Consider the following 24808-nt stretch of genomic DNA (forward strand, 5'->3'; position numbering starts at 1 on the left):
ACAAGGTAGCCGTACCGGAAGGTGCGGCTGGATCACCTCCTTTCTAAGGAGCATATAGCCGACTGCGATCGAATGAATCGCACGGTTGCTCATGGGTGGAACGTTGATTATTTGGCACGGTTTCCAGAACATCCTGTAAGTACTGCTTCGGCGTGGAAAACAGTGATAGTCGAGGGGATCGTGCCTGGCACGTTGTTGGGTATCTGAGGGTACGGCCGTAAGGTCTTATCTTCGCGATGCCGGCCCCAGTGAACCTGGTCCTTTGGGATGAGGGTGATGGGTGGCTGGTCGTTGCTTGAGAACTACACAGTGGACGCGAGCATCTGTGGCCAAGTTTTTAAGGGCGCACGGTGGATGCCTTGGCACCAGGAACCGATGAAGGACGTGAGAGGCCGCGATAGGCCCCGGGGAGCTGCCAACTGAGCTTTGATCCGGGGGTGTCCGAATGGGGAAACCCGGCAGTCGTCATGGGCTGTCACCCATGCCTGAACACATAGGGCATGTGGAGGGAACGAGGGGAAGTGAAACATCTCAGTACCCTCAGGAAGAGAAAACAACCGTGATTCCGGGAGTAGTGGCGAGCGAAACCGGATGAGGCCAAACCGTATGCGTGTGATACCCGGCAGGGGTTGCGCATGCGGGGTTGTGGGAATGAGCTTGATCGGTCTGCCGGCCGGTCGGCGAGTCAGAAACCGTTGATGTAGTCGAAGGACATGCGAAAGGTCCGGCGTAGAGGGTAAGACCCCCGTAGACGAAACATCAGCGGCTTGCTTGCTCATCTCCCAAGTAGCACGGGGCCCGAGAAATCCCGTGTGAATCTGGCGGGACCACCCGCTAAGCCTAAATATTCCCTGGTGACCGATAGCGGATAGTACCGTGAGGGAATGGTGAAAAGTACCGCGGGAGCGGAGTGAAATAGTACCTGAAACCGTGTGCCTACAAGCCGTGGGAGCGTCGCTGTATGTGCTTGCACATACAGTCGTGACTGCGTGCCTTTTGAAGAATGAGCCTGCGAGTTAGCGGTGTGTAGCGAGGTTAACCCGTGTGGGGAAGCCGTAGCGAAAGCGAGTCCGAATAGGGCGATTGAGTTGCACGCTCTAGACCCGAAGCGGAGTGATCTAGCCATGGGCAGGTTGAAGCGGAGGTAAGACTTCGTGGAGGACCGAACCCACCAGGGTTGAAAACCTGGGGGATGACCTGTGGTTAGGGGTGAAAGGCCAATCAAACTCCGTGATAGCTGGTTCTCCCCGAAATGCATTTAGGTGCAGCGTCGTGTGTTTCTTGCCGGAGGTAGAGCACTGGATAGGCGATGGGCCCTACCGGGTTACTGACCTTAGCCAAACTCCGAATGCCGGTAAGTGAGAGCACGGCAGTGAGACTGTGGGGGATAAGCTCCATGGTCGAGAGGGAAACAGCCCAGAGCATCGACTAAGGCCCCTAAGCGTACGCTAAGTGGGAAAGGATGTGGAGTCGCAGAGACAACCAGGAGGTTGGCTTAGAAGCAGCCACCCTTGAAAGAGTGCGTAATAGCTCACTGGTCAAGTGATTCCGCGCCGACAATGTAGCGGGGCTCAAGCGTACCGCCGAAGTCGTGTCATTGCAGCAATAGGGCCAACGCCCGCTGTGATGGGTAGGGGAGCGTCGTGTGCCGGGTGAAGCAGCAGCGGAAGCTAGTTGTGGACGGTTCACGAGTGAGAATGCAGGCATGAGTAGCGATACACACGTGAGAAACGTGTGCGCCGATTGACTAAGGGTTCCTGGGTCAAGCTGATCTGCCCAGGGTAAGTCGGGACCTAAGGCGAGGCCGACAGGCGTAGTCGATGGACAACCGGTTGATATTCCGGTACCCGCTTTGAAACGCCCAATATCGAATCAGGCGATGCTAAGTCCGTGAAGCCGTTCCGGACCCTTCGGGGAAAGGAAAGTGGTGGAGCCGACGAACCAGACTTGTAGTAGGTAAGCGATGGGGTGACGCAGGAAGGTAGTCCAGCCCGGGCGGTGGTTGTCCCGGGGTAAGGGTGTAGGCCGAGGGGTAGGCAAATCCGTCCCTCATTAAGGCTGAGACCTGATGCCGAGCCGATTGTGGTGAAGTGGATGATCCTATGCTGTCGAGAAAAGCCTCTAGCGAGTTTCATGGCGGCCCGTACCCTAAACCGACTCAGGTGGTCAGGTAGAGAATACCGAGGCGTTCGGGTGAACTATGGTTAAGGAACTCGGCAAAATGCCCCCGTAACTTCGGGAGAAGGGGGGCCATCACTGGTGATCGGACTTGCTCCGTGAGCTGGGGGTGGCCGCAGAGACCAGCGAGAAGCGACTGTTTACTAAAAACACAGGTCCGTGCGAAGCCGTAAGGCGATGTATACGGACTGACGCCTGCCCGGTGCTGGAACGTTAAGGGGACCGGTTAGTGACCTTTCGGGGTTGCGAAGCTGAGAACTTAAGCGCCAGTAAACGGCGGTGGTAACTATAACCATCCTAAGGTAGCGAAATTCCTTGTCGGGTAAGTTCCGACCTGCACGAATGGCGTAACGACTTCTCGACTGTCTCAACCATAGGCCCGGTGAAATTGCACTACGAGTAAAGATGCTCGTTTCGCGCAGCAGGACGGAAAGACCCCGGGACCTTTACTACAGTTTGATATTGGTGTTCGGTTCGGCTTGTGTAGGATAGGTGGGAGACTTTGAAGCCGTGACGCCAGTCATGGTGGAGTCGCCGTTGAAATACCACTCTGGTCGTGCTGGATGTCTAACCTCGGTCCGTGATCCGGATCAGGGACAGTGTCTGATGGGTAGTTTAACTGGGGCGGTTGCCTCCCAAAGGGTAACGGAGGCGCCCAAAGGTTCCCTCAGCCTGGTTGGCAATCAGGTGTTGAGTGTAAGTGCACAAGGGAGCTTGACTGTGAGACCGACGGGTCGAGCAGGGACGAAAGTCGGGACTAGTGATCCGGCGGTGGCTTGTGGAAGCGCCGTCGCTCAACGGATAAAAGGTACCCCGGGGATAACAGGCTGATCTTCCCCAAGAGTCCATATCGACGGGATGGTTTGGCACCTCGATGTCGGCTCGTCGCATCCTGGGGCTGGAGTCGGTCCCAAGGGTTGGGCTGTTCGCCCATTAAAGCGGTACGCGAGCTGGGTTTAGAACGTCGTGAGACAGTTCGGTCCCTATCCGCTGTGCGCGTAGGAATATTGAGAAGGGCTGTCCCTAGTACGAGAGGACCGGGACGGACGAACCTCTGGTGTGCCAGTTGTCCTGCCAAGGGCATGGCTGGTTGGCTACGTTCGGGAGGGATAACCGCTGAAAGCATCTAAGCGGGAAGCCTGCTTCAAGATGAGTATTCCCACCTCCTTGAGAGGGTAAGGCTCCCAGTAGACGACTGGGTTGATAGGCCAGATGTGGAAGCCCGGTAACGGGTGGAGCTGACTGGTACTAATAGGCCGAGGGCTTGTCCTCAGTTGCTCGCGTCCACTGTGTTAGTTCTGAAGTAACGGACCGTGTCCATGCCCGGTTGGTCAACTTCATAGTGTTTCGGTGGTCATAGCGTTAGGGAAACGCCCGGTTACATTCCGAACCCGGAAGCTAAGCCTTTCAGCGCCGATGGTACTGCAGGGGGGACCCTGTGGGAGAGTAGGACGCCGCCGAACAATCATTGTGGGAAAGCCCCGCACCTTATGGTGCGGGGCTTTTCTGCGTTTACGGACCGGTTCCGGGACTGACGTATCCCGGCGCAGCCCCTTCACCAGTCGGCGGGATAGCTCTTGAGGCTGGTCGTGTCGAGCGTCCAACGGCCGGCGGTGACGGTGTCGCCGAAGGCGTAGGGGACCGTCTTGCGGTAGCGGATGCCGTCGGGGCCCTGTGAGGGGTCGCTGTGCACGGTCACGGCCTTCTTGTCCCTGCGGGGGTCCACGACGACATACGTTGGGACGCCCATCCTCGGGTAGTCGTGCAGCTTGTCACGGATGTCGGTGAGCGAGTTCGTGCGCGAGACGACCTCCACCACCATCAGGACATCGCGCGAGTTGACGACCTTCGCCGTGTCATCGGTGTCCTCTTCCGCGATGACCATGAGATCGGGGACCTTGGTCAGGCCTGTGTGGGGATCGCCCATGTTCGTGTCGTTGAGCGCCATGACCTCCGGGGTCTGGGCCTCGATCTGGCGGCGGAGCCGCACCACGTTGAGTCCGTGGGGAGCCGTGGGGCTCATCAGCGTGAGGAAGATCTGACCGTCGGTGGTCTGTACCTTCCACTGGTCCTCCTGGTGCTCCGCCAGCTCCGCGAGCTGCTCCGCGAAATCGTGCATGCGGCGCATCTGCTCGGGGGTGAGGTCGGCCATGGTGTCCTCCTGGTGGGTCCCCGACCAGGGTATCCAGCTGAAGCCTGTGGGCGAGCGGTGCGGGAAGGCTAGAGCCGGCCGGCGGCCTTGAGGGAGAGGTAGGCGTCGGCCAGGGCGGGGGCCAGGGTGTCGGGGGTGGCGTCGACGACGTGGACGCCGTGGCGGGAGAGCTGCTCGGCCGTGCGCAGCCGCTGGGAGCCGGTACGGGTGGCCGCGGCGGCCTCGTAGACGGCGTCCAGGGAGCCGCGGGAGGCGGCCATCTCCGCGATGTGCGGGTCCGCCACGGACGCCAGGATCACCGTGTGCCGCTGGGTGAGGCGCGGCAGGAGCGGGAGCAGGCCCTCCTCGATCGGGGCCGCGTCCAGGCTGGTCAGCAGCACCACGAGGGAGCGGCGCGGGGCGCCGCGCAGGATCGTGGAGACCAGTGCGCGGGAGTCCGTCTCGACGAGTGCCGGTTCGAGGCCGGCCATGGCGTTCACGAAGGCGGGCAGGGTGTCGGCCGCGGAGCGGCCCTGGACCTGGGCGCGCGGTCGCCGGTCGTGGGCCAGCAGGTCGACGCGGTCGCCGGCGCGGGTCGCCAGGGCGGCGAGCAGCAGGGCCGCGTCCATGGCGGAGTCCAGGCGGGGGGCGTCGCCTACGCGGCCCGCGGCGGTGCGGCCGGTGTCCAGGCAGATCAGGATGTGCCGGTCGCGTTCGGGGCGCCAGGTGCGGACGGCGACCTTGTTCCGGCGGGCGGTGGCCCGCCAGTCGATGGAGCGGGTGTCGTCGCCGGGGACGTAGTCGCGGAGGCTGTCGAACTCGGTGCCCTCGCCGCGGGTGAGGACGCTGGTGCGGCCGTCCAGTTCGCGCAGGCGGGCGAGGCGGGACGGGAGGTGCTTGCGGCTCGTGAAGGGGGGCAGGACCCGCACGGTCCAGGGGACGGTGTGCGAGCCCTGGCGGGCGAGCAGGCGGAGCGGACCGTAGGAGCGGATCGTGATGCGGTCCGCCCGGCGGTCGCCGCGCCGGGTGGGGCGCAGGCGGGTGGTCAGGCGGCGGCGCTCGCCGGCGGGGACCGTCAGGGAGTGGCGGGAGGCGGCGGCCTCGGTGCCCGGGGTCCAGCTGCTCGGCGGCCAGGCGTCGCGCACGTCGGCGCGGAGCGTGCGGGTGCCCGGGTTGGTGAGGGTGAGGTGCACGTCGGCCGGCTCGCCGAGGCGGACCGAGGTGGCGCCCGAGCGGGCCGGCTTCAGGGTGCGTACGGGGGCCGCCAGGGCGTAGTCGACGGCGCAGGCCAGGGCGAGGGAGCCGTTGACCGCGAGGAGGCCCGTCCAGCTCGGTCCGAGGAGCCCTACGGGGACGCTGCCGAGGGCCGCCAGCAGGGCGGCGCGTCCGGTGAGGGCCATCAGCGGGGGACCGGGACGCGGGTGAGGATCGCGGAGATGACGCTGTCGGAGGTGACGCCCTCCATCTCGGCTTCCGGGCGGAGCTGCACGCGGTGGCGCAGGGTCGGGAGGGCGAGGGCCTTCACGTCGTCGGGGGTGACGTAGTCGCGGCCGGTGAGCCAGGCCCAGGCGCGGGCGGTGGCGAGCAGGGCGGTGGCGCCGCGCGGGGAGACGCCGAGGGTGAGGGAGGGCGATTCGCGGGTGGCACGGCAGATGTCGACGACGTAGGCGGTGATCTCGGGGGAGACGGTGGTCTCCTCGACGGCCTTGCGGGCGGCTTCGAGGTCGCGGGGACCGGCGACCGGGCGGATGCCGGCGGCGTGCAGGTCGCGCGGGTCGAAGCCGGCGGCGTGCCGGGTCAGGACCCCGATCTCGTCCTCGCGGGAGGGCAGCGGGACCGTCAGCTTGAGGAGGAAGCGGTCCAGTTGGGCCTCGGGGAGGGGGTAGGTGCCCTCGTACTCGACCGGGTTCATGGTGGCGGCGACGAGGAACGGCTCGGGGAGCCTGCGGGGGGTGCCGTCGACGGTGACCTGGCGCTCCTCCATCGCTTCGAGGAGCGAGGACTGGGTCTTGGGGGGCGTGCGGTTGATCTCGTCGGCGAGGAGGAGGTTGGTGAAGACCGGGCCGTCCTGGAAGGAGAACTCGGCGGTCCGGGCGTCGTAGACGAGGGAGCCGGTGACGTCGGTCGGCATCAGGTCGGGGGTGAACTGGACGCGCTTGGTGTCGAGTTCGAGGGAGGCGGCGAGGGCGCGGACCAGGAGGGTCTTGGCGACGCCGGGGACGCCTTCGAGGAGGACGTGGCCCCGGCACAGGAGGGCGACGACGAGACCGGTGACGGCGGAGTCCTGGCCGACCACGGCCTTGGCGATCTCGGTGCGGAGCGCTTCCAGGGAGGAACGGGCGCTGTCCGTGGTGGCCGTCATGAGGAGCGGACCTCTCTTTCGAGGGCGTCGAGGTGGTCGGCGAGCGCGACGAGTGCCGCGTCGTCGGCGGGGGTGGTGCCGAAGAGGAGGGCGGCCGGGTCGGACGGGCGTCCGCCGGCGGTGAGGCGGGCCGATACGGCGGGGACCAGGGCAGCGGGGTCGTGGGCCTGCGGGGCCGGTACGCCGACCAGCGGGGCGAGGCGTTCGCGGGCGGCGGCGCGCAGCACGGTCGCGGCGCGGTCGCGGGCGTCGGCCCTGCGGTAGAGGCGGGCGTGGCCCTCGGTGGCCTCGGAGGCGCGGATGGCGACCGGGAGGTCCTCGGTGACGAGGGGGCCGAGCCGGCGGGCCCGCCACAGGGCGGCGAGGGCGGCGGCGAAGAACAGCTGGAGCAGGGCCCAGGTCCAGCCGGCCGGGACCAGGTCGAGGAGGGAGGGGTCCTGGGCGTCGGTGCCGGGGTCGGCGGACATGTCCGCGGGGGTGGGCAGGTACCAGACCAGTTCCGGGCGGGAGCCGAGGAGCTGGAGGGCGAGGGAGGCGTTGCCCTCGTCGGCGAGGCGCTTGTTGAGCAGGAAGGTCTCGGAGCCGAGGAGGACGGTGTCGCCGCCCTTGGTGGTGCTGGGGAGCACGAGCAGGGTGGGGTGGCCGCCGCTGGGGTAGCAGCCGGTGGCCCCGGGGAGGTCGGTGGTGTAGCGGAGGCCGTCGCCGGTGCCGGCCCGGCCGGCCGTGCCGGCGGAGGGGAGGGTGCAGGCGGGGGTGCCGGGGTCGAGGTCGCGCTGGTGGGCGAAGCCCTTGGCGTGGGCGGCGGGGGCCAGTTCCGGGAGGGCGGGGCTGCCGGGGGCGACGAGGACGGTGCGGCCGCCGGAGAGGTCGATGGCCGAGCGGATGGCGCGCCGCTGGGGTTCGCCGAGCAGGTCGGGGTCGGCGACGAGGAGGGTGGTGCCGGGGCCGGCGGCCGCGGCGGCCTCCTGGGCGTCGGTGACCACGCGGGTGGTGACGCCGCGCTCCTTGAGGAGCTGGGCGAGGGCGCGGCTGCCGTCAGGGTCGGCGGAGCGGGGGTCGAGCCGGCCGTGGTGGTCGCCGGCCTGGAGGCCGGCGAGGGCGACGGCGGCGGTGAGCAGGACGGCGACCGCGAGGAGGAAGCCGCGGGCCCGGGTCCAGAGCTGGGCGCGGGTGAGGGCGGTGGAGGTGGTGCCCGTGCCCTGGCCGGGCGGGGTGGTGGGGTGGCCGGGGCCGCCGGAGCCGCCGGGGTGCGTGCCGTCCGTTCCGTGATCGGTGCCTGGACGGGCGGGCCCGGTGTCGGTGGTGGTGCCCGAAGGGGCCGGCATGGCGGTGTTCCGGGGGTGTCCGGTCCCGTTTCCGGTGCCCGAAAGGGCGGGCGTGGTGGTGTCCTGGGCGGGGCCGGTGCCGTTGCCGGGGTCCGGAGGGGTGGGCCGGGTGGGGTCGGGTGGGGTGGGTGTCATGGGGTGGGGCCCGTCAGGAGGGGCTTCGTGCGGGTCAGGGTGAGGTCGAGGTCGCGCAGGCGGGCGTAGGTGCCGGGGTCGCCGGTGCGGCCGCCGTAGGTGACGTCGTCGAAGGCGCGGGCCGCCGCGCGCAGGTCCTCGGCGTGGCCGGGGAGGGAGGCGGCGGCTTCGGCGGCGGCCTCGTCGGCGGTGCGGCCGGGGCGGGGGTCGAGGAGGGTGCGTTCCTCCAGGGAGCGGACGACGGCGCGCATGCGTTCCTGGACGGCCTCGGTCCAGCGGCCGGCGTCGGCGTGGGCCTCGGCGGCCGCGCGGTGGTCGGCGGCGCTGCGCGGGCCGTCGTCGAAGAGGGTGCCGGCGCCGGTGGCGGTGCGGCGGGGGGTGCCCAGGCGCCACCACAGGGCGGCGACGGCCAGGACGACGAGGAGGACGATGGCGAGGAGACCGAGCCCGCCGCCCGGAGTGGCTCCGGCGGCGCGGTCGAGGAACTCGCCTATCCACTCCCAGAAGCGGTCCAGGGCGCGCTGGAGGAGCCCCGGGTCGTCCTGGTGGTACACGGGCTTGGACAGCTCGTGTTCGGCCGCCTCGCGGGCCGCCTCGCGCGACGTGGTCGGTGGTGGTGTCCCGTCGCGCGGCAGCAGGGCCGCCGCGGCCGTGACGATGAGTCCCCCCGTGCTCATCAGTGCGTCAGCCTCCGGTGACCAGTCCGCCGCCGTCCTGGCCGGCGGCCCGGGCGAGTTCCAGGTCCAGGGCCTCGCGGCGGATGCGCTGGTCGACGTAGAGGAGGGTGGTGACACCCGTCTGCATCGGCAGGGTGACGGTGGCGGCGACGACCGATCCGATCGCGGTGATGATCAGGAAGGGCCAGCCCATTTCCGCGGAGCCGTCGAGCAGGGAGCCGAAGCCGCCGGGGGTCAGGAACAGGGCGACGGCCGCGAACGGCATGACGATGATCGCGGAGGTGATCCCCCGGAGCACCCAGGTCAGCAGGCTGATGCCGAAGATCCGCCACCACGAGCCGCGGACCAGCTTGGCGGAGCGCTTGAGGGAGGCGGTGACCGAGCCGCGCTCCAGCACCAGCGCGGGCGGCGCCAGCACGAAGGTCACGTAGAACCAGGCCAGGAGCGCCATGGAGACGGGGACGCCCAGGACCGCCAGACCGGCGCTGCCCGCGAGGATGCCGGGCAGCAGCGGCAGGACGGCGGCGGCGAGGGCGCCCAGCAGAAGGAGGGCGATGAGGCCGGCCAGGCGCGGGGCCAGCGGGCGGACGGCCCGCAGGGTGGCGGGGAGCGTGGAGGACCGGCCGAGGACGGCGTGGCTGACGACGGGCGCGAGCAGTGCGGTGACCAGGAACAGCCCGAGGATCTCCAGGTAGTACTCGGCGCCGTACAGGAGCGCGGTGTCGCCGAGGAGCTTGCTCGTCTCGGCGGCGCTCGGCGTCCGGCCGGTGGTGATCACGGCGCTGTCCATGGTGGCGCGCTGGACGAAGAGCAGCGCGATCTGGGAGAGGGCGGCGACGACCAGGCTGATGGACAGGACGGGGCGCCAGTGGCCGCGCAGGGTGCTCACGGCGCCGTCGAGGATCTCGCCGAGGCCCAGGGGGCGCAGCGGGATGACGCCGGGCTTGGCGGCGGCCGGCGGGCCGCCCCAGCCGCCGGGGTGGGCGTACGGGGCGCCGTAGGGCGTGCCGGGCTGCTGCTGCGGTCCGGAGTCGTACGATCCCCAGCCGGTCTGCTGCTGCGGAGCCGGGGCCTCGGGCGGGGTCCGGCCCTCGGCCGGGCTCGACCACTGGCCGGGCGGCGGCTGGGTGGCCGACCATTTGCCGTCGGCGGGCGGCGCGGCGGGCCGGTCGCCTTCGGGGCGCCGGTCGTCGGACGGGGATCCGGGCGTGGCCCAGCCCGGAGAGTCGTTCATCGTCGCTCCTTCACGTGCGCCCGCCGCGGCCGGCGCGCTGGTCGGCTGCCATCGTGCCACGGGGACCACGGAACGAACCGGCCGTACCCCCGGGTTCCCGGGCCGCTCGCCCTTCAATTGTCGCGTGGATCCGGGGCAGACTGGTCGTCCTGATCACCACGCAGGTCCGAGGGGCGATTTCCAGCCCTTTTGGCTGTGGGACAGCTCACCGCCGGGTAACGATTAGCTAATGGGATGATGTCAAGCATGAAGGGACGAGTCCTTGTCGTCGACGACGACACCGCGCTGGCCGAGATGCTCGGCATTGTGCTGCGTGGAGAAGGTTTTGAGCCGTCGTTCGTAGCGGACGGCGACAAGGCACTGGCTGCCTTCCGGGAGGCGAAGCCGGATCTGGTGCTGCTCGACCTCATGCTGCCCGGACGGGACGGCATAGAGGTCTGCAGGCTGATCCGCGCGGAGTCGGGCGTACCGATTGTCATGCTCACCGCCAAGAGCGACACGGTGGACGTGGTGGTGGGCCTGGAGTCCGGCGCCGACGACTACATCGTCAAGCCGTTCAAGCCGAAGGAGCTGGTCGCCCGCATCCGGGCGCGCCTGCGCCGGTCGGAGGAGCCCGCACCCGAGCAGCTGGTCATCGGTGACCTGGTCATCGACGTGGCCGGGCACTCGGTCAAGCGCGAGGGCACCTCGATCGCCCTGACCCCGCTGGAGTTCGACCTGCTGGTCGCCCTGGCGCGCAAGCCCTGGCAGGTGTTCACCCGCGAGGTGCTGCTGGAGCAGGTCTGGGGCTACCGGCACGCGGCGGACACCCGCCTGGTCAACGTGCACGTGCAGCGGCTGCGCTCCAAGGTCGAGAAGGACCCGGAGCGCCCCGAGATCGTCGTGACGGTCCGCGGTGTGGGCTACAAGGCAGGACCGAGCTGACGTGCAGCCCGGCACGCCCCGGGGCGGCCCCCGACGGGGAGTCCTGAGGGGCGGCCGGCTGCTCCAGGAGGGAGCGCCCGGCGGCCCCCTGTTGCGGTTGTTCCGGCGTCTCGTCCGGCGGCCGCTGCTTCCGGCTGTCCGCCTGTGGCGGCGCAACATCCAGCTGAGGGTGGTCGCGGCGACGCTGCTGATGTCGCTCGCCGTGGTCCTGGCCCTGGGCTTCGTGGTCATCGCGCAGGTCAGCAAGGGCCTCCTCGACGCCAAGGAAGAGGCCGCGCAGAGCCAGGCCGCGGGCGGTTTCGCGGTCGCACAGGAGAAGGCCAACACGCCGTCCGTGGCCGACGGGGCCGAAACCACCGACAACAAGGTCGGCCAGGACGCCAGCACCTGGATGAACGCGCTGGTCAAGCAGCTCGCCAGTGGGGGGCAGACCGCCTTCGAGGTGGTCGCGCTCGGTGCGGGCACCGGTGAGCAGGCGGCCGGCGCCCAGGGCGTCAAGGGCGCCCGTGCCTCCGGCAACGTGGACCCGACCGCGAGCGTCCCGGCGGCGCTGCGCAGGTCCGTCAACCACGGCACCGGGACCTTCAAGACCTTCTGGCAGATCCGGTACACCGCGGGCACCGGCGACAAGGCGCCGGAGCCGGCGCTGGTCGTCGGCAAGCGGCTGACCGACATCAACGGGGACCCGTACGACCTGTACTACCTGTTCCCGCTCACCCAGGAGGAGGAGTCCCTCAACCTGGTCAAGGTCACCTTCGCCACCGCCGGCGTGTTCGTGGTCGTCCTGCTCGGCGCCATCGCCTGGCTCGTCGTACGTCAGGTCGTGACCCCCGTCCGGATGGCCGCCGGGATCGCCGAGCGGCTCTCGGCCGGACGGCTCCAGGAGCGGATGAAGGTCACCGGCGAGGACGACATCGCCCGTCTGGGCGAAGCCTTCAACAAGATGGCCCAGAACCTCCAGCTCAAGATCCAGCAGCTGGAGGACCTGTCCCGGCTGCAGCGCCGCTTCGTCTCCGACGTCTCCCACGAGCTGCGCACCCCGCTGACGACGGTCCGGATGGCCGCCGACGTGATCCACGACGCCCGCGTCGACTTCGACCCGGTCACCGCTCGGTCCGCGGAGCTCCTCGCGGGGCAGCTCGACCGCTTCGAGTCCCTCCTCGCCGACCTGCTGGAGATCAGCCGGTTCGACGCGGGCGCGGCCGCGCTGGAGGCGGAGCCCATCGACCTGCGGGACGTCGTACGCCGGGTCATCGACGGCGCCGAGCCGCTCGCCGAGCACAAGGGGACCCGGATCCGGGTCCTCGGCGACACCCAGCCGGTGATAGCCGAGGCCGACGGGCGGCGGGTGGAGCGCGTGCTGCGCAACCTGGTCGTCAACGCCGTCGAGCACGGCGAGGGCCGTGACGTGGTCGTCCGGCTCGCCTCGGCGGGCGGGGCCGTGGCGGTGGCCGTCCGCGACTACGGCGTCGGGCTCAAGCCCGGCGAGGCCACCCGTGTCTTCAACCGGTTCTGGCGCGCCGACCCGGCGCGGGCGCGCACGACCGGCGGGACGGGCCTGGGCCTGTCCATCGCCGTCGAGGACGCCCGGCTGCACGGCGGCTGGCTCCAGGCCTGGGGCGAGCCCGGCGGCGGCTCGCAGTTCCGCCTCACCCTGCCGCGCACCGCCGACGAGCCGCTGCGCGGTTCGCCGATCCCGCTGGAGCCCGAGGACTCCCGGGCCAACCGGGCGCGGGCCGCGGCGGAAGCCGCCGGGCGCGGCAACGGGACCGCCGGTCCGGGCGCCCGCCCCGGCGCGGCCGCCGAGCGGGACGGCCGTTCGCCGATCCCGCCGCGGCCGGCCGTCACCACCGCCCAGCCGGTGCCCGCCGACCCGACGGCGCTGCCCGGCAACGGCGCCCGGGTCGTGTCCAGGCCCGCCGATCAGGGAGCAGCACAGGAGGATGGATCCGGTGGAGGACGCTGAGCGCGCGTCGGCGTACGCAGGACGTGCGGGGCGGGCGGTGCCCGGGGACCGGGTGCGGGGCGTGCGGCGCGCGGGCGCGGCGGGCGGGCGGGCCGTGGCGGCCCTCGGGGCGGCCGGGCTGCTGCTGTCGGGCTGCGCCTCCATGCCCGACCACGGGGAGATCCGCCGGGTGGACGCCTCGCAGGGCGTCGACTCCCAGGTACGGGTCTTCGGCGCGCCGCCGGCCGACAAGGCCAGCCCCGCCGACATCGTCGACGGCTTCCTGGAGGCCATGACCAGCGACGACCCGCAGCTGGCCACCGCCCGCAAGTACCTCACCGAGGACGCCGCGAAGGACTGGCGGCCGGGTTCGGCCGTCACCGTGCTCTCCGCCGGTCTCGACCGGGTGCGCGTCGAGGGCGAGAAGGACCCGGACTCGCCCCGCTGGAAGGTCACCGGCAAGAAGCTGGCGACGGTCGACGAGCGCAGCGCGTACCAGCCGGAGACCGGCGGCAAGCGCTACGAGGAGTTCCTGCAGCTGGTCCAGGTCAACAAGCAGTGGCGGATCTCGACCCCGCCCAGCAGCCTGGTGCTCAGCGAGTCCGACTTCCAGCGCATCTACAAGCCGGTGAACAAGTACTACTTCTCGGGCGGCACGCTCGTCGCCGATCCGGTGTACGTGCGCCAGCGCAGCGATCCCGACTCCCGGATGGACCCGACCACACAGACGGTGCAGTCGCTGCTGGACGGGCCCTCGAAGTGGCTCGGCCCGGTCGTCTCCACCGCCTTCCCCAGCGGTACGGCGCTGCGCGAGGGCACCAAGTCCCTTTCCTACGACGGCCAGAACACCCTGCGCGTGCCGCTCAACGAGAAGGGCAGCAACGTCGGGCAGCCGCAGTGCCAGAAGATGGCCACCCAACTCCTGTACACGGTGCGGGACCTGACGGCCTCCCGGCTCGACCGGGTCGAACTGCTGCGCTCCGACGGCAAGTCGTCGCTGTGCTGGGTGACCGGTGTGGCCGCCGCGTCCATCGCCGGGCGTCCGGCGCCGCCGGAGCACCAGTACTACGTGGACAAGGACTCCAAGCTGGTCCGGATGGTCCTGAACGCCAACGCCGACGAACAGCAGCAGGACAAGCCGGAGGTGGCGCCGGGGCCGCTGGCGACGGCCGCCGGCTTCAAGGTGGGTTCGGCGGCGATCGCCTACGACGAGAAGCGGGCCGCGGTCGTCTCCGACGACGGGCACGGGCTGTACGTGGTGACGCTGACGACGGCCGGGCAGATGCCGCAGCCGCTGCTGACGAGCAAGACCGGCAAGCTGACCCCGCCCAGCTGGGACGCCCAGGGCGACCTGTGGGTGGCGGACCTCGACCCGCAGACCCAGGGCCTGTACCGGATCCCGGGCGGGACGGGGGCCCCGCAGAAGGTGGACGTCGCCGGGCTGGACGGCGGGCGGATCAGTGCGCTGAAGGCCTCCTCGGACGGGGTGCGCATCGCGCTGCTCGTCGAGAAGGAGGGCGGTCGCAAGAACCTCTTCATCGGGCGGATCGAGCGGCCCGAGGGCAAGGGGGACACCTCGCGGCTGTCGGTGCGGGAGCTGCGGCCCGCGGCCCCGCAGATGGCGGAGGTCACGGCGATGAGCTGGGCGCCGCGGGGCCGGCTGCTGGTGGTGGGCCGGGAGAGCGGCGGGGTCGACCAGGCCCGTTACATGCTGGCCGACGGTTCCATGGTCGCCGCGGGGCTGCCGGGGGCGACCGGGCTGACCGCGATCGCGGCCGCCGACGACGACTCCAAGCCGGTGGTGGCGTTCTCCGGTGAGGACGGGATCGTGTGGCTGCCGCCGGGGGCGCAGTGGCGCACGGTGGCGGCGGGCGGCAAGGCCCCGGTCTACCCGGGCTGAGGGGCCCGCGGGGCCGGTTGTCCACAGGGGTCGCGCGGACGGTGGGCGCCGGGCAGGCTGGAGGCATGCGGGGGTGGTGGCAGGAGCTGGCCGGGCTGGTGCTGCCGGGTGACTGCGCGGGCTGCGGGGCGGCGCGGGCCGTGCTGTGCCCGCGCTGCCGGGATGCGCTGAGCGGGGCCGGTGCCGGGCCGGTGCGTCCCGCGACGCGGCGGGCGGGTCCGGTCGGGCTGCCGGGTGTGCACGCGGGGGCCCGGTACGAGGGGGCCGTACGGGCGGTCGTACTGGCCCACAAGGAACGCGGGGCTCTGCCCCTGGCGGGCCCGCTGGGCACGGCCCTGGCGGCGGCGGTGCTGCGGGGCGGCGGGGGAGGGGCGGGGGCCGGGGCGGGGGAGCTGGTGCTGGTGCCGGTGCCCTCGGCGCGGCGGGCGGTGCGGGCGCGCGGGCACGATCCGGCGCGCCGGATCGCCCTGGCGGCGTCGGGGCGGCTGCGCCGTGCCGGTGCGCCCGCGCGCGTGGCGCCCGTGCTGCGGCCGCGGCGGCGGGTCGCGGACCAGGCGGGCCTGGGGGCGCGGGAGCGGCTGGAGAACCTGGCGGGGGCCCTGGAGGTGTGCCGCGGCGGGGCCCGGGTGACGGCCGGGGCGCGGATCGTCCTGGTCGACGACGTGATCACCACCGGGGCCACGCTCGCGGAGGCCGCGCGGGCGCTGCGGGCGGCGGGTCTGGGGGTGGCGGGGGCGGCCGTGGTCGCGGCGCCGGCGGACTCCTTCGTACGGATCCGGTCGGCAACTCGTACAGAGCAAAAATCTTGTGAATAGATTTGGAACTGCCGGGGAATGCGCATCGTTGCAGGTAGTAAGAGGGAACAGCCACCTGAACGGAGGTACGTTCCAGTAGCGGGTGCCGACAACCGGCTTTGAGGGATATGTTCGGTTGTGAGGAACTGGCGATCCTTGGGCACCGGGTACCGGAGCACCAGTCCGCCCGTTTTATTGCCAACCTTGTGTCAGTACCTGTTCAGGGGGTTTCTCTCTACTCCGAAGTCGGTGGGATGTGGATCTTGCCGATGGGGGAGGAGGAGGTGAAAGTCGCCAAGTCCGAGGCTCCGGTGTTCACCGGGGCCTGGTGCGAAAGGGAGCGCTTCGCCGCTGATGGCGGGGCTCTCCGGGAACGGAGTTCTGCGTGGACATCGTCGTCAAGGGCCGCAAGACCGAGGTGCCCGAGCGGTTCCGCAAGCACGTGGCCGAGAAGCTGAATCCGGAGCGGATCCAGAAGCTCGACGCCAAGGTGATCAGCTTGGACGTCGAGGTGTCCAAGGAGCACAACCCGCGCCAGGCCGACCGTTCCGACCGCGTGGAGATCACCCTGCGTTCGCGGGGCCCGGTGATCCGGGCCGAGGCCGCCGCCGCCGACCCGTACGCGGCGCTCGACCTCGCCCAGGACAAGCTGGAGGCCCGGCTGCGCAAGCAGCACGACAAGCGGTTCACCCGCCGTGGCAACGGACGGCTCTCGGCGGCCGAGGTCGCCGACGTGGTGCCGGGCGTCGCCACGCTCAACGGCAACGGCGAGCCGGTCGGTGAGGAGAAGGCGGACGGGATCCCGACGACCCGGATCGGTTCCCTGGAAGTGCAGGGCGAAGGCCCGCTCATCGTCCGCGAGAAGACGCACTCGGCCGGCCCCATGTCGCTCGACCAGGCCCTGTTCGAAATGGAACTGGTCGGACACGACTTCTACCTGTTCGTCGACTCCGAGACCAAGATGCCCAGCGTCGTCTACCGCCGTCACGCCTACGACTACGGCGTCGTCCACCTGAACTCCGACGGAGCCTCCAGCTCGGACGAACCGGCCGCGGGCGCGGGCGGCGCGCTGGGCGGCTGATCATCCATCCGTTGCCCCTGCGGAACGCCCCGGCGATCCGCAGGGGCACTCGTGTGCGGTGCGGTGGCCAGTAGTCATCGGCGGGTGGCCGGTAGTGGCGTGTATGAGCCAGACGGGCTTCCGCGGACCCCCTCGCGGTCATCCGGGCATGGAATCATGGCGGGCAGTCAACCGGCGGCCGCTCCCGCCGGATTGGCCCAGCGGCTCAGCACATGCAGGGGGAGGAACGATGGCGGACACCTTCGGGCCGGTACGCGGTGACGACGGCGCGGACTGTCGTGCGGCGGACCCGGCGGACCCGGCGGCGGACGCGGCCGGCGAGCCCATCCGGGTGCTCGTGGTCGACGACCACGCCCTCTTCCGGCGCGGCCTGGAGATCGTCCTCGCGCAGGAGGAGGACATCCAGGTCGTCGGCGAGGCCGGGGACGGGGCGGAGGCGGTGGACAAGGCCGCCGACCTGCTGCCGGACATCGTGCTGATGGACGTGCGGATGCCGCGCCGGGGCGGGATCGAGGCGTGCACCTCGATCAAGGAGGTGGCCCCCTCCGCGAAGATCATCATGCTGACGATCAGCGACGAGGAGGCGGACCTCTACGACGCGATCAAGGCCGGTGCGACGGGCTACCTGCTGAAGGAGATCTCGACGGACGAGGTCGCCACGGCGATCCGCGCCGTGGCGGACGGGCAGTCGCAGATCAGCCCCTCGATGGCGTCGAAGCTGCTGACCGAGTTCAAGTCGATGATCCAGCGCACCGACGAACGCAGGCTGGTGCCCGCGCCGCGGCTGACCGACCGCGAGCTGGAGGTGCTGAAGCTGGTGGCCACGGGGATGAACAACCGGGACATCGCCAAGCAGCTGTTCATCTCCGAGAACACCGTCAAGAACCACGTCCGCAACATCCTGGAGAAGCTGCAGCTGCACTCGCGGATGGAAGCGGTCGTCTACGCGATGCGCGAGAAGATCCTGGAGATCCGCTAGCCGCAGCCGCAGCCGCAGCCCGGGGTCCCTCGCCCGGCTGCGGGCCGGGGCTAGAGCGCGGCCAGCTCCGCCGTGACCGCCGCGGCCTCCGCGGGCGAGGAGGCGCGCTCGACGCGGACCGCGTCGCAGCCGACCCACTCCGCCGCCTCCCGCAGGGCGCGGGCCATCGCGGGCGCCGCCTTCGGGGTCGTCAGCGAGAGCTGGCGGGCCACCAGCGTGGTCCCCTCGCGGCCCGGGTCCACCCGGCCCTGGAGCCGCCCCCCGGCCAGCAGCGGCATCGCGAAGTAGCCGTGGATCCGCTGGGGTTTGGGGACGTAGGCCTCCAGCTTGTGCGTGAAGCCGAAGATCCGCTCGGTGCGGGGGCGGTCCCACACGAGCGAGTCGAACGGCGACAGCAGCGTGGTGCGGTGGCGGCCCGCGGGGGCCTCGGCCAGGGCGGCCGGATCCGCCCAGGTGGGCTTGGCCCAGCCCTCCACCGTCACCGGGACCAGCCCGGAATCCGCCACCACCGCGTCGAACTGCTCGCCCTTGAGGCGGTGGTAGTCGGCGATGTCCGCGCGGGTGCCGACGCCCAGGGACCGCCCGGCCAGGGCCACGAGCCGGCGCAGGCACTCGTGGTCGTCCAGGTCGTCGTGGAGCAGGGCGTCCGGGACGACCCGCTCGGCGAGGTCGTAGACCCGCTTCCAGCCGCGCCGCTGCGAGCAGACCACGTCACCGGTGTCGAGCAGCCACTCCACCGCGATCTTGGTCTCGGACCAGTCCCACCAGGGGCCGCCGTTCTTCGCGCCGCCCAGCTCCGTCGAGGTGAGCGGGCCGTCCGCCTTCAGCCGGTCCAGGACCAGGGCGCAGGAACCCTCCCGGTCCTTCATCCTGTGCCAGCGGTAGCCGTGCGCCCGCTTGACCCGGCGGCGGAACGCGAAGTGCGGCCACTCCTCGATCGGCAGGATGCACGCCGCGTGCGACCAGTACTCGAAGGCGTGGTTCTCGCTCCAGTAGGCCTTCTCCACGGTGTCCCGGCCGACCGCGCCCAGGCGCGCGTACGGGATCAGCTCGTGCGAGCGGGCCAGCACCGAGATCGTGTCCAGCTGTACGGCGCCCAGGTGGCGCAGCACCCCGCGGACCCCTCCCCGGCGGTCGGGCGCGCCCAGGAAGCCCTGTGCGCGCAGGGCGATGCGGCGGGCCTCGTCGGCGGAGAGGGACGCGGACGGCTGTGGCGTGCTGGCCGGGCTGCTGGTCATGGTGGGCAGCCTAGGCGGCGCCACCGACAGCGGGTCCGGGCTCCCGGGCGGGGAGGTGGGGCAGCCCGGGGGTCAGGCCGAGGTCAGAGGGGAGCAGGGCGGCGATCCAGCAGTCGCGCGTGGTGCCGTTGCGGAGCAGGGCGGCCCGCAGGGTGCCCTCGAAGCGGAAGCCGACCTTCTCGGCGACGGCCCGGGAGCCCGTGTTGCCGACCTCGGCGCGCCATTCGAGCCGCAGGGCGCCGAGCGCGGTGAACGCCCAGCGGGAGACGGCGTCCAGGGCCTCGGCCATGTAGCCGTTGCCGCGGTGTTCCCGGGTCGCCCAGTAGCCGACCTCGTACAGCTTCTCCCCGAACGCCTCGTGCACGTAGACGCCCGTGGCCGCGACCAGCGGGCCGCCGGCGCCGAGGCGGACCGCGAAGGCGTACCCCGTGTCCTCGCGCCATCCGGCGGGGACCCGCTCGCTCACGAAGGTCTTCGCGTCGGCGCGCGTGTAGGGGGAGGGGACCATGGTCCAGCGCTGGATGTCGGGGTCCTGCCCGGCGGCGTGCGCCTCCTCCTCGTCCGACGGGGCGAAGGGCCGCAGGTCGAGGCGGGGGGTGCTCAGTATCACGGGTTCCATGGACGGATTGTGGCGGTGCGGGGGGTTGCGGGCGAGCAGTTTTCATCCGGCCCGGCACCTTCGGCCGGGTCCACACGTTCTCATTCCGGGCACCCGTGCCCTGCGGACACGGCGGACCTCCCGGCGCGACCACGTCCTCGCTTACGATGGCCGTTGCGGTGGGGCCCACCTGCCGTGCCCGGTTACGAAACAGTGCCCAGGCCCGACCGGCAAGGAGACAAACCTCGGTGTCCGTCTTCAACAAGCTCATGCGTGCAGGCGAAGGCAAGATCCTGCGCAAACTGCACCGCATCGCGGACCAGGTCAACTCCATCGAAGAGGACTTCGTCAACCTCTCCGACGCCGAGTTGCGCGCGCTCACGGACGAGTACAAGCAGCGCTACCAGGACGGCGAGAGCCTGGACGACCTGCTGCCCGAGGCCTTCGCGACCGTTCGCGAGGCCGCGAAGCGCGTGCTCGGCCAGCGGCACTACGACGTCCAGATCATGGGTGGCGCCGCGCTGCACCTCGGCTACGTCGCCGAGATGAAGACCGGTGAGGGCAAGACCCTCGTCGGCACGCTGCCGGCGTACCTGAACGCGCTGTCCGGCAAGGGCGTCCACCTGATCACGGTGAACGACTACCTCGCCGAGCGCGACTCCGAGATGATGGGCCGGGTCCACAAGTTCCTGGGCCTGTCGGTCGGCTGCATCCTGGCGAACATGTCCCCGGCCCAGCGCCGGGAGCAGTACAGCAGCGACATCACGTACGGCACGAACAACGAGTTCGGCTTCGACTACCTGCGCGACAACATGGCGTGGTCGCAGGACGAGCTCGTGCAGCGCGGCCACAACTTCGCCGTGGTCGACGAGGTCGACTCGATCCTCGTCGACGAGGCCCGTACCCCGCTGATCATCTCCGGTCCGGCCGACCAGGCCACGAAGTGGTACGCGGACTTCGCCAAGCTGGTCACCCGGCTGACCAAGGGCGAGGCCGGGCAGCCGCTCAAGGGCATCGAGGAGACCGGCGACTACGAGGTCGACGAGAAGAAGCGCACCGTCGGCATCCACGAGGCCGGTGTCGCGAAGGTCGAGGACTGGCTCGGCATCGAGAACCTGTACGAGTCGGTGAACACCCCCCTCGTCGGGTACCTCAACAACGCGATCAAGGCCAAGGAACTCTTCAAGGTCGACAAGGACTACGTCGTCATCGACGGCGAGGTCATGATCGTCGACGAGCACACCGGCCGTATCCTCGCCGGCCGCCGCTACAACGAGGGCATGCACCAGGCGATCGAGGCGAAGGAAGGGGTGGACATCAAGGACGAGAACCAGACCCTCGCCACGATCACCCTGCAGAACTTCTTCCGCCTGTACTCGAAGCTGTCGGGCATGACCGGTACGGCCATGACCGAGGCCGCCGAGTTCCACCAGATCTACAAGCTGGGCGTCGTGCCGATCCCGACGAACCGGTCGATGCAGCGCAAGGACCAGCCCGACCTGATCTACCGCACCGAGGTCGCCAAGTTCGCGGCGGTCGTCGACGACATCGCGGAGAAGCACGAGAAGGGCCAGCCGATCCTCGTCGGCACGACGTCGGTCGAGAAGTCCGAGTACCTCTCCCAGCAGCTCTCCAAGCGGGGCATCCCGCACGAGGTGCTGAACGCCAAGCAGCACGAGCGCGAGGCCACGATCGTCGCCCAGGCCGGCCGCCGCGGCGCGGTCACGGTCGCCACGAACATGGCCGGCCGCGGTACCGACATCAAGCTCGGCGGCAACCCGGACGACCTCGCCGAGGCGGAGCTGCGCCAGCGCGGCCTCGACCCGGAGGAGCACATCGAGGAGTGGGCGCACGCCCTGCCCGAGGCGCTCAAGCGGGCCGAGGCGGCCGTGAAGGCCGAGTTCGAGGAGGTCAAGGAGCTCGGCGGGCTGTACGTGCTGGGCACCGAGCGGCACGAGTCGCGCCGTATCGACAACCAGCTGCGCGGCCGCTCCGGCCGTCAGGGCGACCCGGGCGAGTCCCGCTTCTACCTGTCGCTGGGCGACGACCTGATGCGCCTGTTCAAGGCGCAGATGGTCGAGCGGGTCATGGCGATGGCGAACGTGCCGGACGACGTGCCGATCGAGAACAAGATGGTCACGCGGGCCATCGCCTCGGCGCAGTCGCAGGTCGAGACCCAGAACTTCGAGACCCGCAAGAACGTCCTGAAGTACGACGAGGTCCTCAACAGCCAGCGCGAGGTCATCTACGGCGAGCGCCGCCGCGTCCTGGAGGGCGAGGACCTGCACGAGCAGGTCGTCTTCTTCATGGACGACACGATCGACGCGTACATCGCGGCCGAGACGGTCGAGGGCTTCGCCGAGGAGTGGGACCTGGACCGGCTGTGGGGCGCCTTCCGGCAGCTCTACCCGATCAAGGTGACGGTGGAGGAGCTGGAGGAGGCCGCCGGCGACCGCGCGGGCATCACGGCCGAGTTCATCGCCGAGTCCGTCAAGGACGACATCCACGAGCAGTACGCGGCGCGCGAGAAGACGCTCGGCTCCGACGTCATGCGCGAGCTGGAGCGGCGCGTGGTGCTGTCGGTGCTGGACCGCAAGTGGCGCGAGCACCTGTACGAGATGGACTACCTGCAGGAGGGCATCGGCCTGCGGGCGATGGCCCAGAAGGACCCGCTGGTCGAGTACCAGCGCGAGGGCTTCGACATGTTCAACGCCATGATGGAGGGCATCAAGGAGGAGTCCGTCGGCTACCTGTTCAACCTGGAGGTCCAGGTCGAGCAGCAGGTCGAGGAGGTTCCGGTGCAGGCCGCGGCGCCGTCCCTGACGAAGGAGCCGGCCGCGGGCGGGCGTCCCGAGATCCGGGCGAAGGGGCTGGACGCCCCGCAGCGGCCGGACCGGCTGCACTTCTCCGCGCCGTCGGTGGACGGTGAGGGCGGGGTCGTCGAGGGCGACTTCGACGCGGACGGCTCCGCCGGTGACGGGATGACGCGGGCGGAGCGGCGCAAGGCGCAGAAGGCCTCCGGCGGTCGTCGGCGCAAGAAGTAACCCCGCTGGGGTTCGCAGCACCACCACCGGCCGGGGCCGGACACCGAGGGGTGTCCGGCCCCGGCCGCGTTGCGTCGCACGGCGGTGCGGCGCCACTGCCGGGGGCTCCGCCCCCGGACCCCCGCGCCTCAAACGCCGGCGGGGCTGGATTTGGCGGGGCCGGGTCCGGAGGGCTGGGGTCGGCGGGGCTGGGTTTGGCTGGGCCGGGTGGGGCGGGGCCGGGTTTGGCGGGGCCCGGTGGGGTGGGGGCGGGTGCCGCCGGTTGGGTGAGTGGGGGTCGCCCATTGGGGGGTGGCGTACGGCCTGCGGGCCCCGGGTGAGCGGCTTGGGCGGCCGGCCCCAGGGGTTTCGGGGGCGGGTGGTCACCCGGATAGGTGGTGTGGGGGTGGTGGGGGGGCGGGAGGGGCGGTGTGGTTGCGGAGGGTGATCGGCGGTCGTAGAAAAAACGCGTCGAGTTACCGCCCGGTACCACCGCCGGGCCCGGCCCGTACGGGGGAACCGCCATGGACACCACCAAGAGCCCGAACCGCAGCCGTCCCGCCGGGCGGCGCGACTCGTCCCGGCCGGCCGGGACCCCGCGGGCCCGGCGCCGGCCCGGACCGCACGACTGGTTCGCGGAGCGCCTCCTGGCGGTGCTGAGCGGCCAGCGGCCCGTCCACTCGCTGCTGGGCCTCACCGTAGGCCCGGCCTACGAGCAGCTGGCCGACCTGGCCCCCACCGGGCCCCCGCTGGGCCGCCCCCGGCCCGTCCTGCGCCACTGCGGCCGCTTCCACCCCGGCCCTGGGGTCATCGAGGCCTTCGCCCGCATCGCCACCGGCGACCGCGTCTCGGCGATGGCCTTCCGCCTGGAACAGGGCCCCGACCTGCGCTGGCGCTGCGCGGCGATCGAGATCCGGGGCCCGCGCACCCGGGGGGATTCGGCCCGCGGGGCGGCGGTCGTATCCTGAGGGCGTTTCCGCCTACCGAAAGCAGCCGGCCATGCGCGTGTACGTCCCCCTGACACTCCCCGGGCTCGCCGAGGCGCACAAGGCGGGCGAGCTGGGGCCCGCCCCGCTCCGCGCCTACGCGGTGACCCCCGGGCTGCGGGAGTGGTACGTCTCGGACGACATCGAGGAGCTGGAGTACGCCGCCCTCAGCCGTGCCGCCGAGGCCTCCCTGCGCCTCCTGGCGGCCGACGCGGACGCCCCCCGCCGACGGGTCGTCGTCGCCGTGGACGTCGACGACAAGGCCGCCTCCGCGGTCCCCGGCGTCGACGAGGCCACCCTGGGCCAGGTCGCCCTCGCCGCCGCCGTACGGCTCAAGGTGGCCGCCGCCGTGCACGTCGACGCCGACGACGCGACCGAGGACGTCGCCGCGGCCGCCGCGGCGCTGCCGGCCGCCGACGCCGGGGACGACGACGCCCGCTTCACCGTCGACGGCGCCGAGGACCACGAGCTGCTGTGGTTCGGCGTCCAGGAGATCCCGGGGCTGCTGACGTGAGCGGCGGCGGAGCCCACATCGTCTGGGACTGGAACGGCACGCTGCTGCACGACATCGACGCCGTCATCGTCGCGACCAACGCCTCCTTCGCGGAGTTCGGCTTCGCGCCGATCACCCTGGAGACGTACCGCGACCTGTACGTCGTACCGGTCCCCAAGTTCTACGAGCGCCTCATGGGCCGGCTGCCCACGGAGGAGGAATGGCTCGTCATGGACGAGACCTTCCACCGGTACTACTGGGCGGCCGCCGACGACGCCGGTCTCGCCGAGGGCGCGCTGGAGCTGCTGCGCGGCTGGCAGGCCGACGGACTCACCCAGTCCCTGCTGTCCCTCGCACCCCACGAGAAGCTGCTGCCGCTGGTGCGCACGCACGGCATAGACGGGCACTTCCTGCGCGTGGACGGCCGCACCGGCCCCTCCCACACCACCAAGGCGGGACACCTCGTACGCCACATGGCCGCCATGGAGTCCGCCGGGGTGACCGCCGGACGGACGGTGCTCATCGGCGACGCCGTGGACGACGCGCTCGCCGCCGCCCACGTGGGCGCACGGGCCGTGCTCTACACGGGCGGTTCGCACAGCCGCACCAGTCTCGAAGCCGCGGGCGTGCCCGTCGTCGACACCCTGGCCGAGGCCGTCGCCACCGCCCGCGAGCTGGCCGGATAGGCACCGGCACGACCGGTCCGGCCGCGTCGCTGGCCAGAGTGTCCAGGTTTCCCCCCGGGATTTGTACAGATGCTGTCAATGACGACCGGGGGGTGGGGCGAGATAGCCTGGACCCGTGA

At 70.7% G+C, this 24808-nt stretch carries 18 protein-coding genes and 3 rRNA genes (1 of these 21 running past the window's edge); 13 read left to right on the forward strand and 8 right to left on the reverse strand.

Annotation, left to right across the window (positions count from 1 at the left end; genetic code table 11):
• The 3 genes from SLAV_RS22855 to rrf all read left to right on the forward strand — a co-directional run.
• Positions 1-43: ribosomal RNA gene (locus SLAV_RS22855) — 16S ribosomal RNA — on the forward strand (it extends 1482 nt beyond the left edge of the window).
• A 284-nt stretch (positions 44-327) separates the two neighbouring features.
• Positions 328-3450: ribosomal RNA gene (locus SLAV_RS22860) — 23S ribosomal RNA — on the forward strand.
• A 74-nt stretch (positions 3451-3524) separates the two neighbouring features.
• Positions 3525-3641, forward strand: a 5S ribosomal RNA gene (gene rrf / locus SLAV_RS22865).
• The 16S, 23S and 5S rRNA genes sit together here, the layout of an rRNA operon.
• Before the next feature lie 92 nt (positions 3642-3733).
• Here rrf and SLAV_RS22870 read toward each other — a convergent pair.
• From SLAV_RS22870 to SLAV_RS22895, 6 genes are all read right to left on the reverse strand, one after another.
• A complete protein-coding gene (locus SLAV_RS22870; RefSeq protein ID WP_051841595.1) occupies positions 3734-4330 on the reverse strand; it encodes a Uma2 family endonuclease in 597 nt (198 codons plus the stop codon).
• 68 nt (positions 4331-4398) lie between these two features.
• Positions 4399-5709, reverse strand: coding sequence for a DUF58 domain-containing protein (locus SLAV_RS22875; RefSeq protein ID WP_030242250.1), 1311 nt, complete (start codon positions 5707-5709; stop codon positions 4399-4401).
• Positions 5709-6671: an AAA family ATPase gene (locus SLAV_RS22880; RefSeq protein ID WP_030242247.1), complete on the reverse strand. Its 963-nt coding sequence runs from the start codon at positions 6669-6671 to the stop codon at positions 5709-5711. Before SLAV_RS22880 ends, SLAV_RS22875 begins: the two co-directional genes overlap by 1 nt.
• On the reverse strand, positions 6668-8131 hold the full coding sequence (locus tag SLAV_RS22885) for a DUF4350 domain-containing protein (protein WP_244225244.1): 1464 nt from the start codon (positions 8129-8131) through the stop codon (positions 6668-6670). The genes SLAV_RS22880 and SLAV_RS22885 overlap by 4 nt, the downstream gene beginning before the upstream one ends.
• The gene (locus tag SLAV_RS22890) at positions 8128-8808 is read right to left on the reverse strand and encodes a DUF4129 domain-containing protein (RefSeq protein WP_030241809.1); all 681 of its coding nucleotides are present in this window, start codon (positions 8806-8808) and stop codon (positions 8128-8130) included. The genes SLAV_RS22885 and SLAV_RS22890 overlap by 4 nt, the downstream gene beginning before the upstream one ends.
• A 7-nt stretch (positions 8809-8815) precedes the next feature.
• The gene (locus SLAV_RS22895) at positions 8816-10042 is read right to left on the reverse strand and encodes a hypothetical protein (protein ID WP_030241807.1); all 1227 of its coding nucleotides are present in this window, start codon (positions 10040-10042) and stop codon (positions 8816-8818) included.
• 234 nt (positions 10043-10276) lie between these two features.
• Between SLAV_RS22895 and mtrA the strand changes: the two genes are divergently transcribed.
• The 6 genes from mtrA (at position 10277) to SLAV_RS22930 (ending at position 17665) form a co-directional block, all read left to right on the forward strand.
• On the forward strand, positions 10277-10966 hold the full coding sequence (gene mtrA / locus SLAV_RS22900; RefSeq protein ID WP_199922253.1) for a two-component system response regulator MtrA: 690 nt from the start codon (positions 10277-10279) through the stop codon (positions 10964-10966).
• A 1-nt stretch (position 10967) separates the two neighbouring features.
• Positions 10968-12932, forward strand: coding sequence for an MtrAB system histidine kinase MtrB (gene mtrB / locus SLAV_RS22905; protein ID WP_234333976.1), 1965 nt, complete (start codon positions 10968-10970; stop codon positions 12930-12932).
• Positions 12919-14811 carry an LpqB family beta-propeller domain-containing protein gene (locus SLAV_RS22910; protein ID WP_051841561.1) on the forward strand — a complete coding sequence of 631 codons (1893 nt, stop codon included), beginning with the start codon at positions 12919-12921 and terminating at the stop codon, positions 14809-14811. The genes mtrB and SLAV_RS22910 overlap by 14 nt, the downstream gene beginning before the upstream one ends.
• A 65-nt stretch (positions 14812-14876) precedes the next feature.
• The gene (locus SLAV_RS22915) at positions 14877-15626 is read left to right on the forward strand and encodes a ComF family protein (protein ID WP_030241797.1); all 750 of its coding nucleotides are present in this window, start codon (positions 14877-14879) and stop codon (positions 15624-15626) included.
• A gap of 364 nt (positions 15627-15990) precedes the next feature.
• Positions 15991-16686 carry a ribosome hibernation-promoting factor, HPF/YfiA family gene (hpf, locus tag SLAV_RS22925; RefSeq protein WP_030241794.1) on the forward strand — a complete coding sequence of 232 codons (696 nt, stop codon included), beginning with the start codon at positions 15991-15993 and terminating at the stop codon, positions 16684-16686.
• A gap of 229 nt (positions 16687-16915) precedes the next feature.
• Positions 16916-17665: a response regulator gene (locus SLAV_RS22930; RefSeq protein WP_030241791.1), complete on the forward strand. Its 750-nt coding sequence runs from the start codon at positions 16916-16918 to the stop codon at positions 17663-17665.
• Between the two features lie 50 nt (positions 17666-17715).
• Here SLAV_RS22930 and SLAV_RS22935 read toward each other — a convergent pair whose 3' ends face one another.
• A complete protein-coding gene (locus tag SLAV_RS22935) occupies positions 17716-18903 on the reverse strand; it encodes a winged helix-turn-helix domain-containing protein (RefSeq protein ID WP_030241789.1) in 1188 nt (395 codons plus the stop codon).
• 10 nt (positions 18904-18913) lie between these two features.
• Positions 18914-19522, reverse strand: a complete 609-nt coding sequence (locus SLAV_RS22940; RefSeq protein WP_030241786.1) for a GNAT family N-acetyltransferase — start codon at positions 19520-19522, stop codon at positions 18914-18916.
• 227 nt (positions 19523-19749) lie between these two features.
• Between SLAV_RS22940 and secA the strand changes: the two genes are divergently transcribed.
• From secA to SLAV_RS22960, 4 genes are all read left to right on the forward strand, one after another.
• Positions 19750-22545, forward strand: a complete 2796-nt coding sequence (secA, locus tag SLAV_RS22945; protein WP_030241783.1) for a preprotein translocase subunit SecA — start codon at positions 19750-19752, stop codon at positions 22543-22545.
• Positions 22546-23048: 503 nt separating this feature from the next.
• Positions 23049-23492 carry an Rv3235 family protein gene (locus SLAV_RS22950; RefSeq protein ID WP_030240522.1) on the forward strand — a complete coding sequence of 148 codons (444 nt, stop codon included), beginning with the start codon at positions 23049-23051 and terminating at the stop codon, positions 23490-23492.
• Positions 23493-23523: 31 nt separating this feature from the next.
• Positions 23524-24024 carry a DUF6912 family protein gene (locus SLAV_RS22955; RefSeq protein ID WP_030240519.1) on the forward strand — a complete coding sequence of 167 codons (501 nt, stop codon included), beginning with the start codon at positions 23524-23526 and terminating at the stop codon, positions 24022-24024.
• Positions 24021-24689, forward strand: coding sequence for an HAD family hydrolase (locus tag SLAV_RS22960; protein WP_030240517.1), 669 nt, complete (start codon positions 24021-24023; stop codon positions 24687-24689). The genes SLAV_RS22955 and SLAV_RS22960 overlap by 4 nt, the downstream gene beginning before the upstream one ends.
• Positions 24690-24808 lie beyond the last annotated feature (119 nt).

The sequence above is a fragment of the Streptomyces lavendulae subsp. lavendulae genome, from assembly GCF_002803845.1.
Lineage (GTDB): Bacteria > Actinomycetota > Actinomycetes > Streptomycetales > Streptomycetaceae > Streptomyces > Streptomyces lavendulae.

What these genes read in the sequence shown, in the direction of transcription:
- SLAV_RS22870 (WP_051841595.1), bottom strand. Translation starts at nt 4,330, where the DNA reads ATGGCCGACCTCACCCCCGAGCAGATGCGCCGCATGCACGATTTCGCG.
- SLAV_RS22875 (WP_030242250.1), bottom strand. Translation starts at nt 5,709, where the DNA reads ATGGCCCTCACCGGACGCGCCGCCCTGCTGGCGGCCCTCGGCAGCGTC.
- SLAV_RS22880 (WP_030242247.1), bottom strand. Translation starts at nt 6,671, where the DNA reads ATGACGGCCACCACGGACAGCGCCCGTTCCTCCCTGGAAGCGCTCCGC.
- SLAV_RS22885 (WP_244225244.1), bottom strand. Translation starts at nt 8,131, where the DNA reads ATGACACCCACCCCACCCGACCCCACCCGGCCCACCCCTCCGGACCCC.
- SLAV_RS22890 (WP_030241809.1), bottom strand. Translation starts at nt 8,808, where the DNA reads ATGAGCACGGGGGGACTCATCGTCACGGCCGCGGCGGCCCTGCTGCCG.
- SLAV_RS22895 (WP_030241807.1), bottom strand. Translation starts at nt 10,042, where the DNA reads ATGAACGACTCTCCGGGCTGGGCCACGCCCGGATCCCCGTCCGACGAC.
- mtrA (WP_199922253.1), top strand. Translation starts at nt 10,277, where the DNA reads ATGATGTCAAGCATGAAGGGACGAGTCCTTGTCGTCGACGACGACACC.
- SLAV_RS22915 (WP_030241797.1), top strand. Translation starts at nt 14,877, where the DNA reads ATGCGGGGGTGGTGGCAGGAGCTGGCCGGGCTGGTGCTGCCGGGTGAC.
- SLAV_RS22930 (WP_030241791.1), top strand. Translation starts at nt 16,916, where the DNA reads ATGGCGGACACCTTCGGGCCGGTACGCGGTGACGACGGCGCGGACTGT.
- SLAV_RS22935 (WP_030241789.1), bottom strand. Translation starts at nt 18,903, where the DNA reads ATGACCAGCAGCCCGGCCAGCACGCCACAGCCGTCCGCGTCCCTCTCC.
- SLAV_RS22940 (WP_030241786.1), bottom strand. Translation starts at nt 19,522, where the DNA reads ATGGAACCCGTGATACTGAGCACCCCCCGCCTCGACCTGCGGCCCTTC.
- SLAV_RS22950 (WP_030240522.1), top strand. Translation starts at nt 23,049, where the DNA reads ATGGACACCACCAAGAGCCCGAACCGCAGCCGTCCCGCCGGGCGGCGC.
- SLAV_RS22955 (WP_030240519.1), top strand. Translation starts at nt 23,524, where the DNA reads ATGCGCGTGTACGTCCCCCTGACACTCCCCGGGCTCGCCGAGGCGCAC.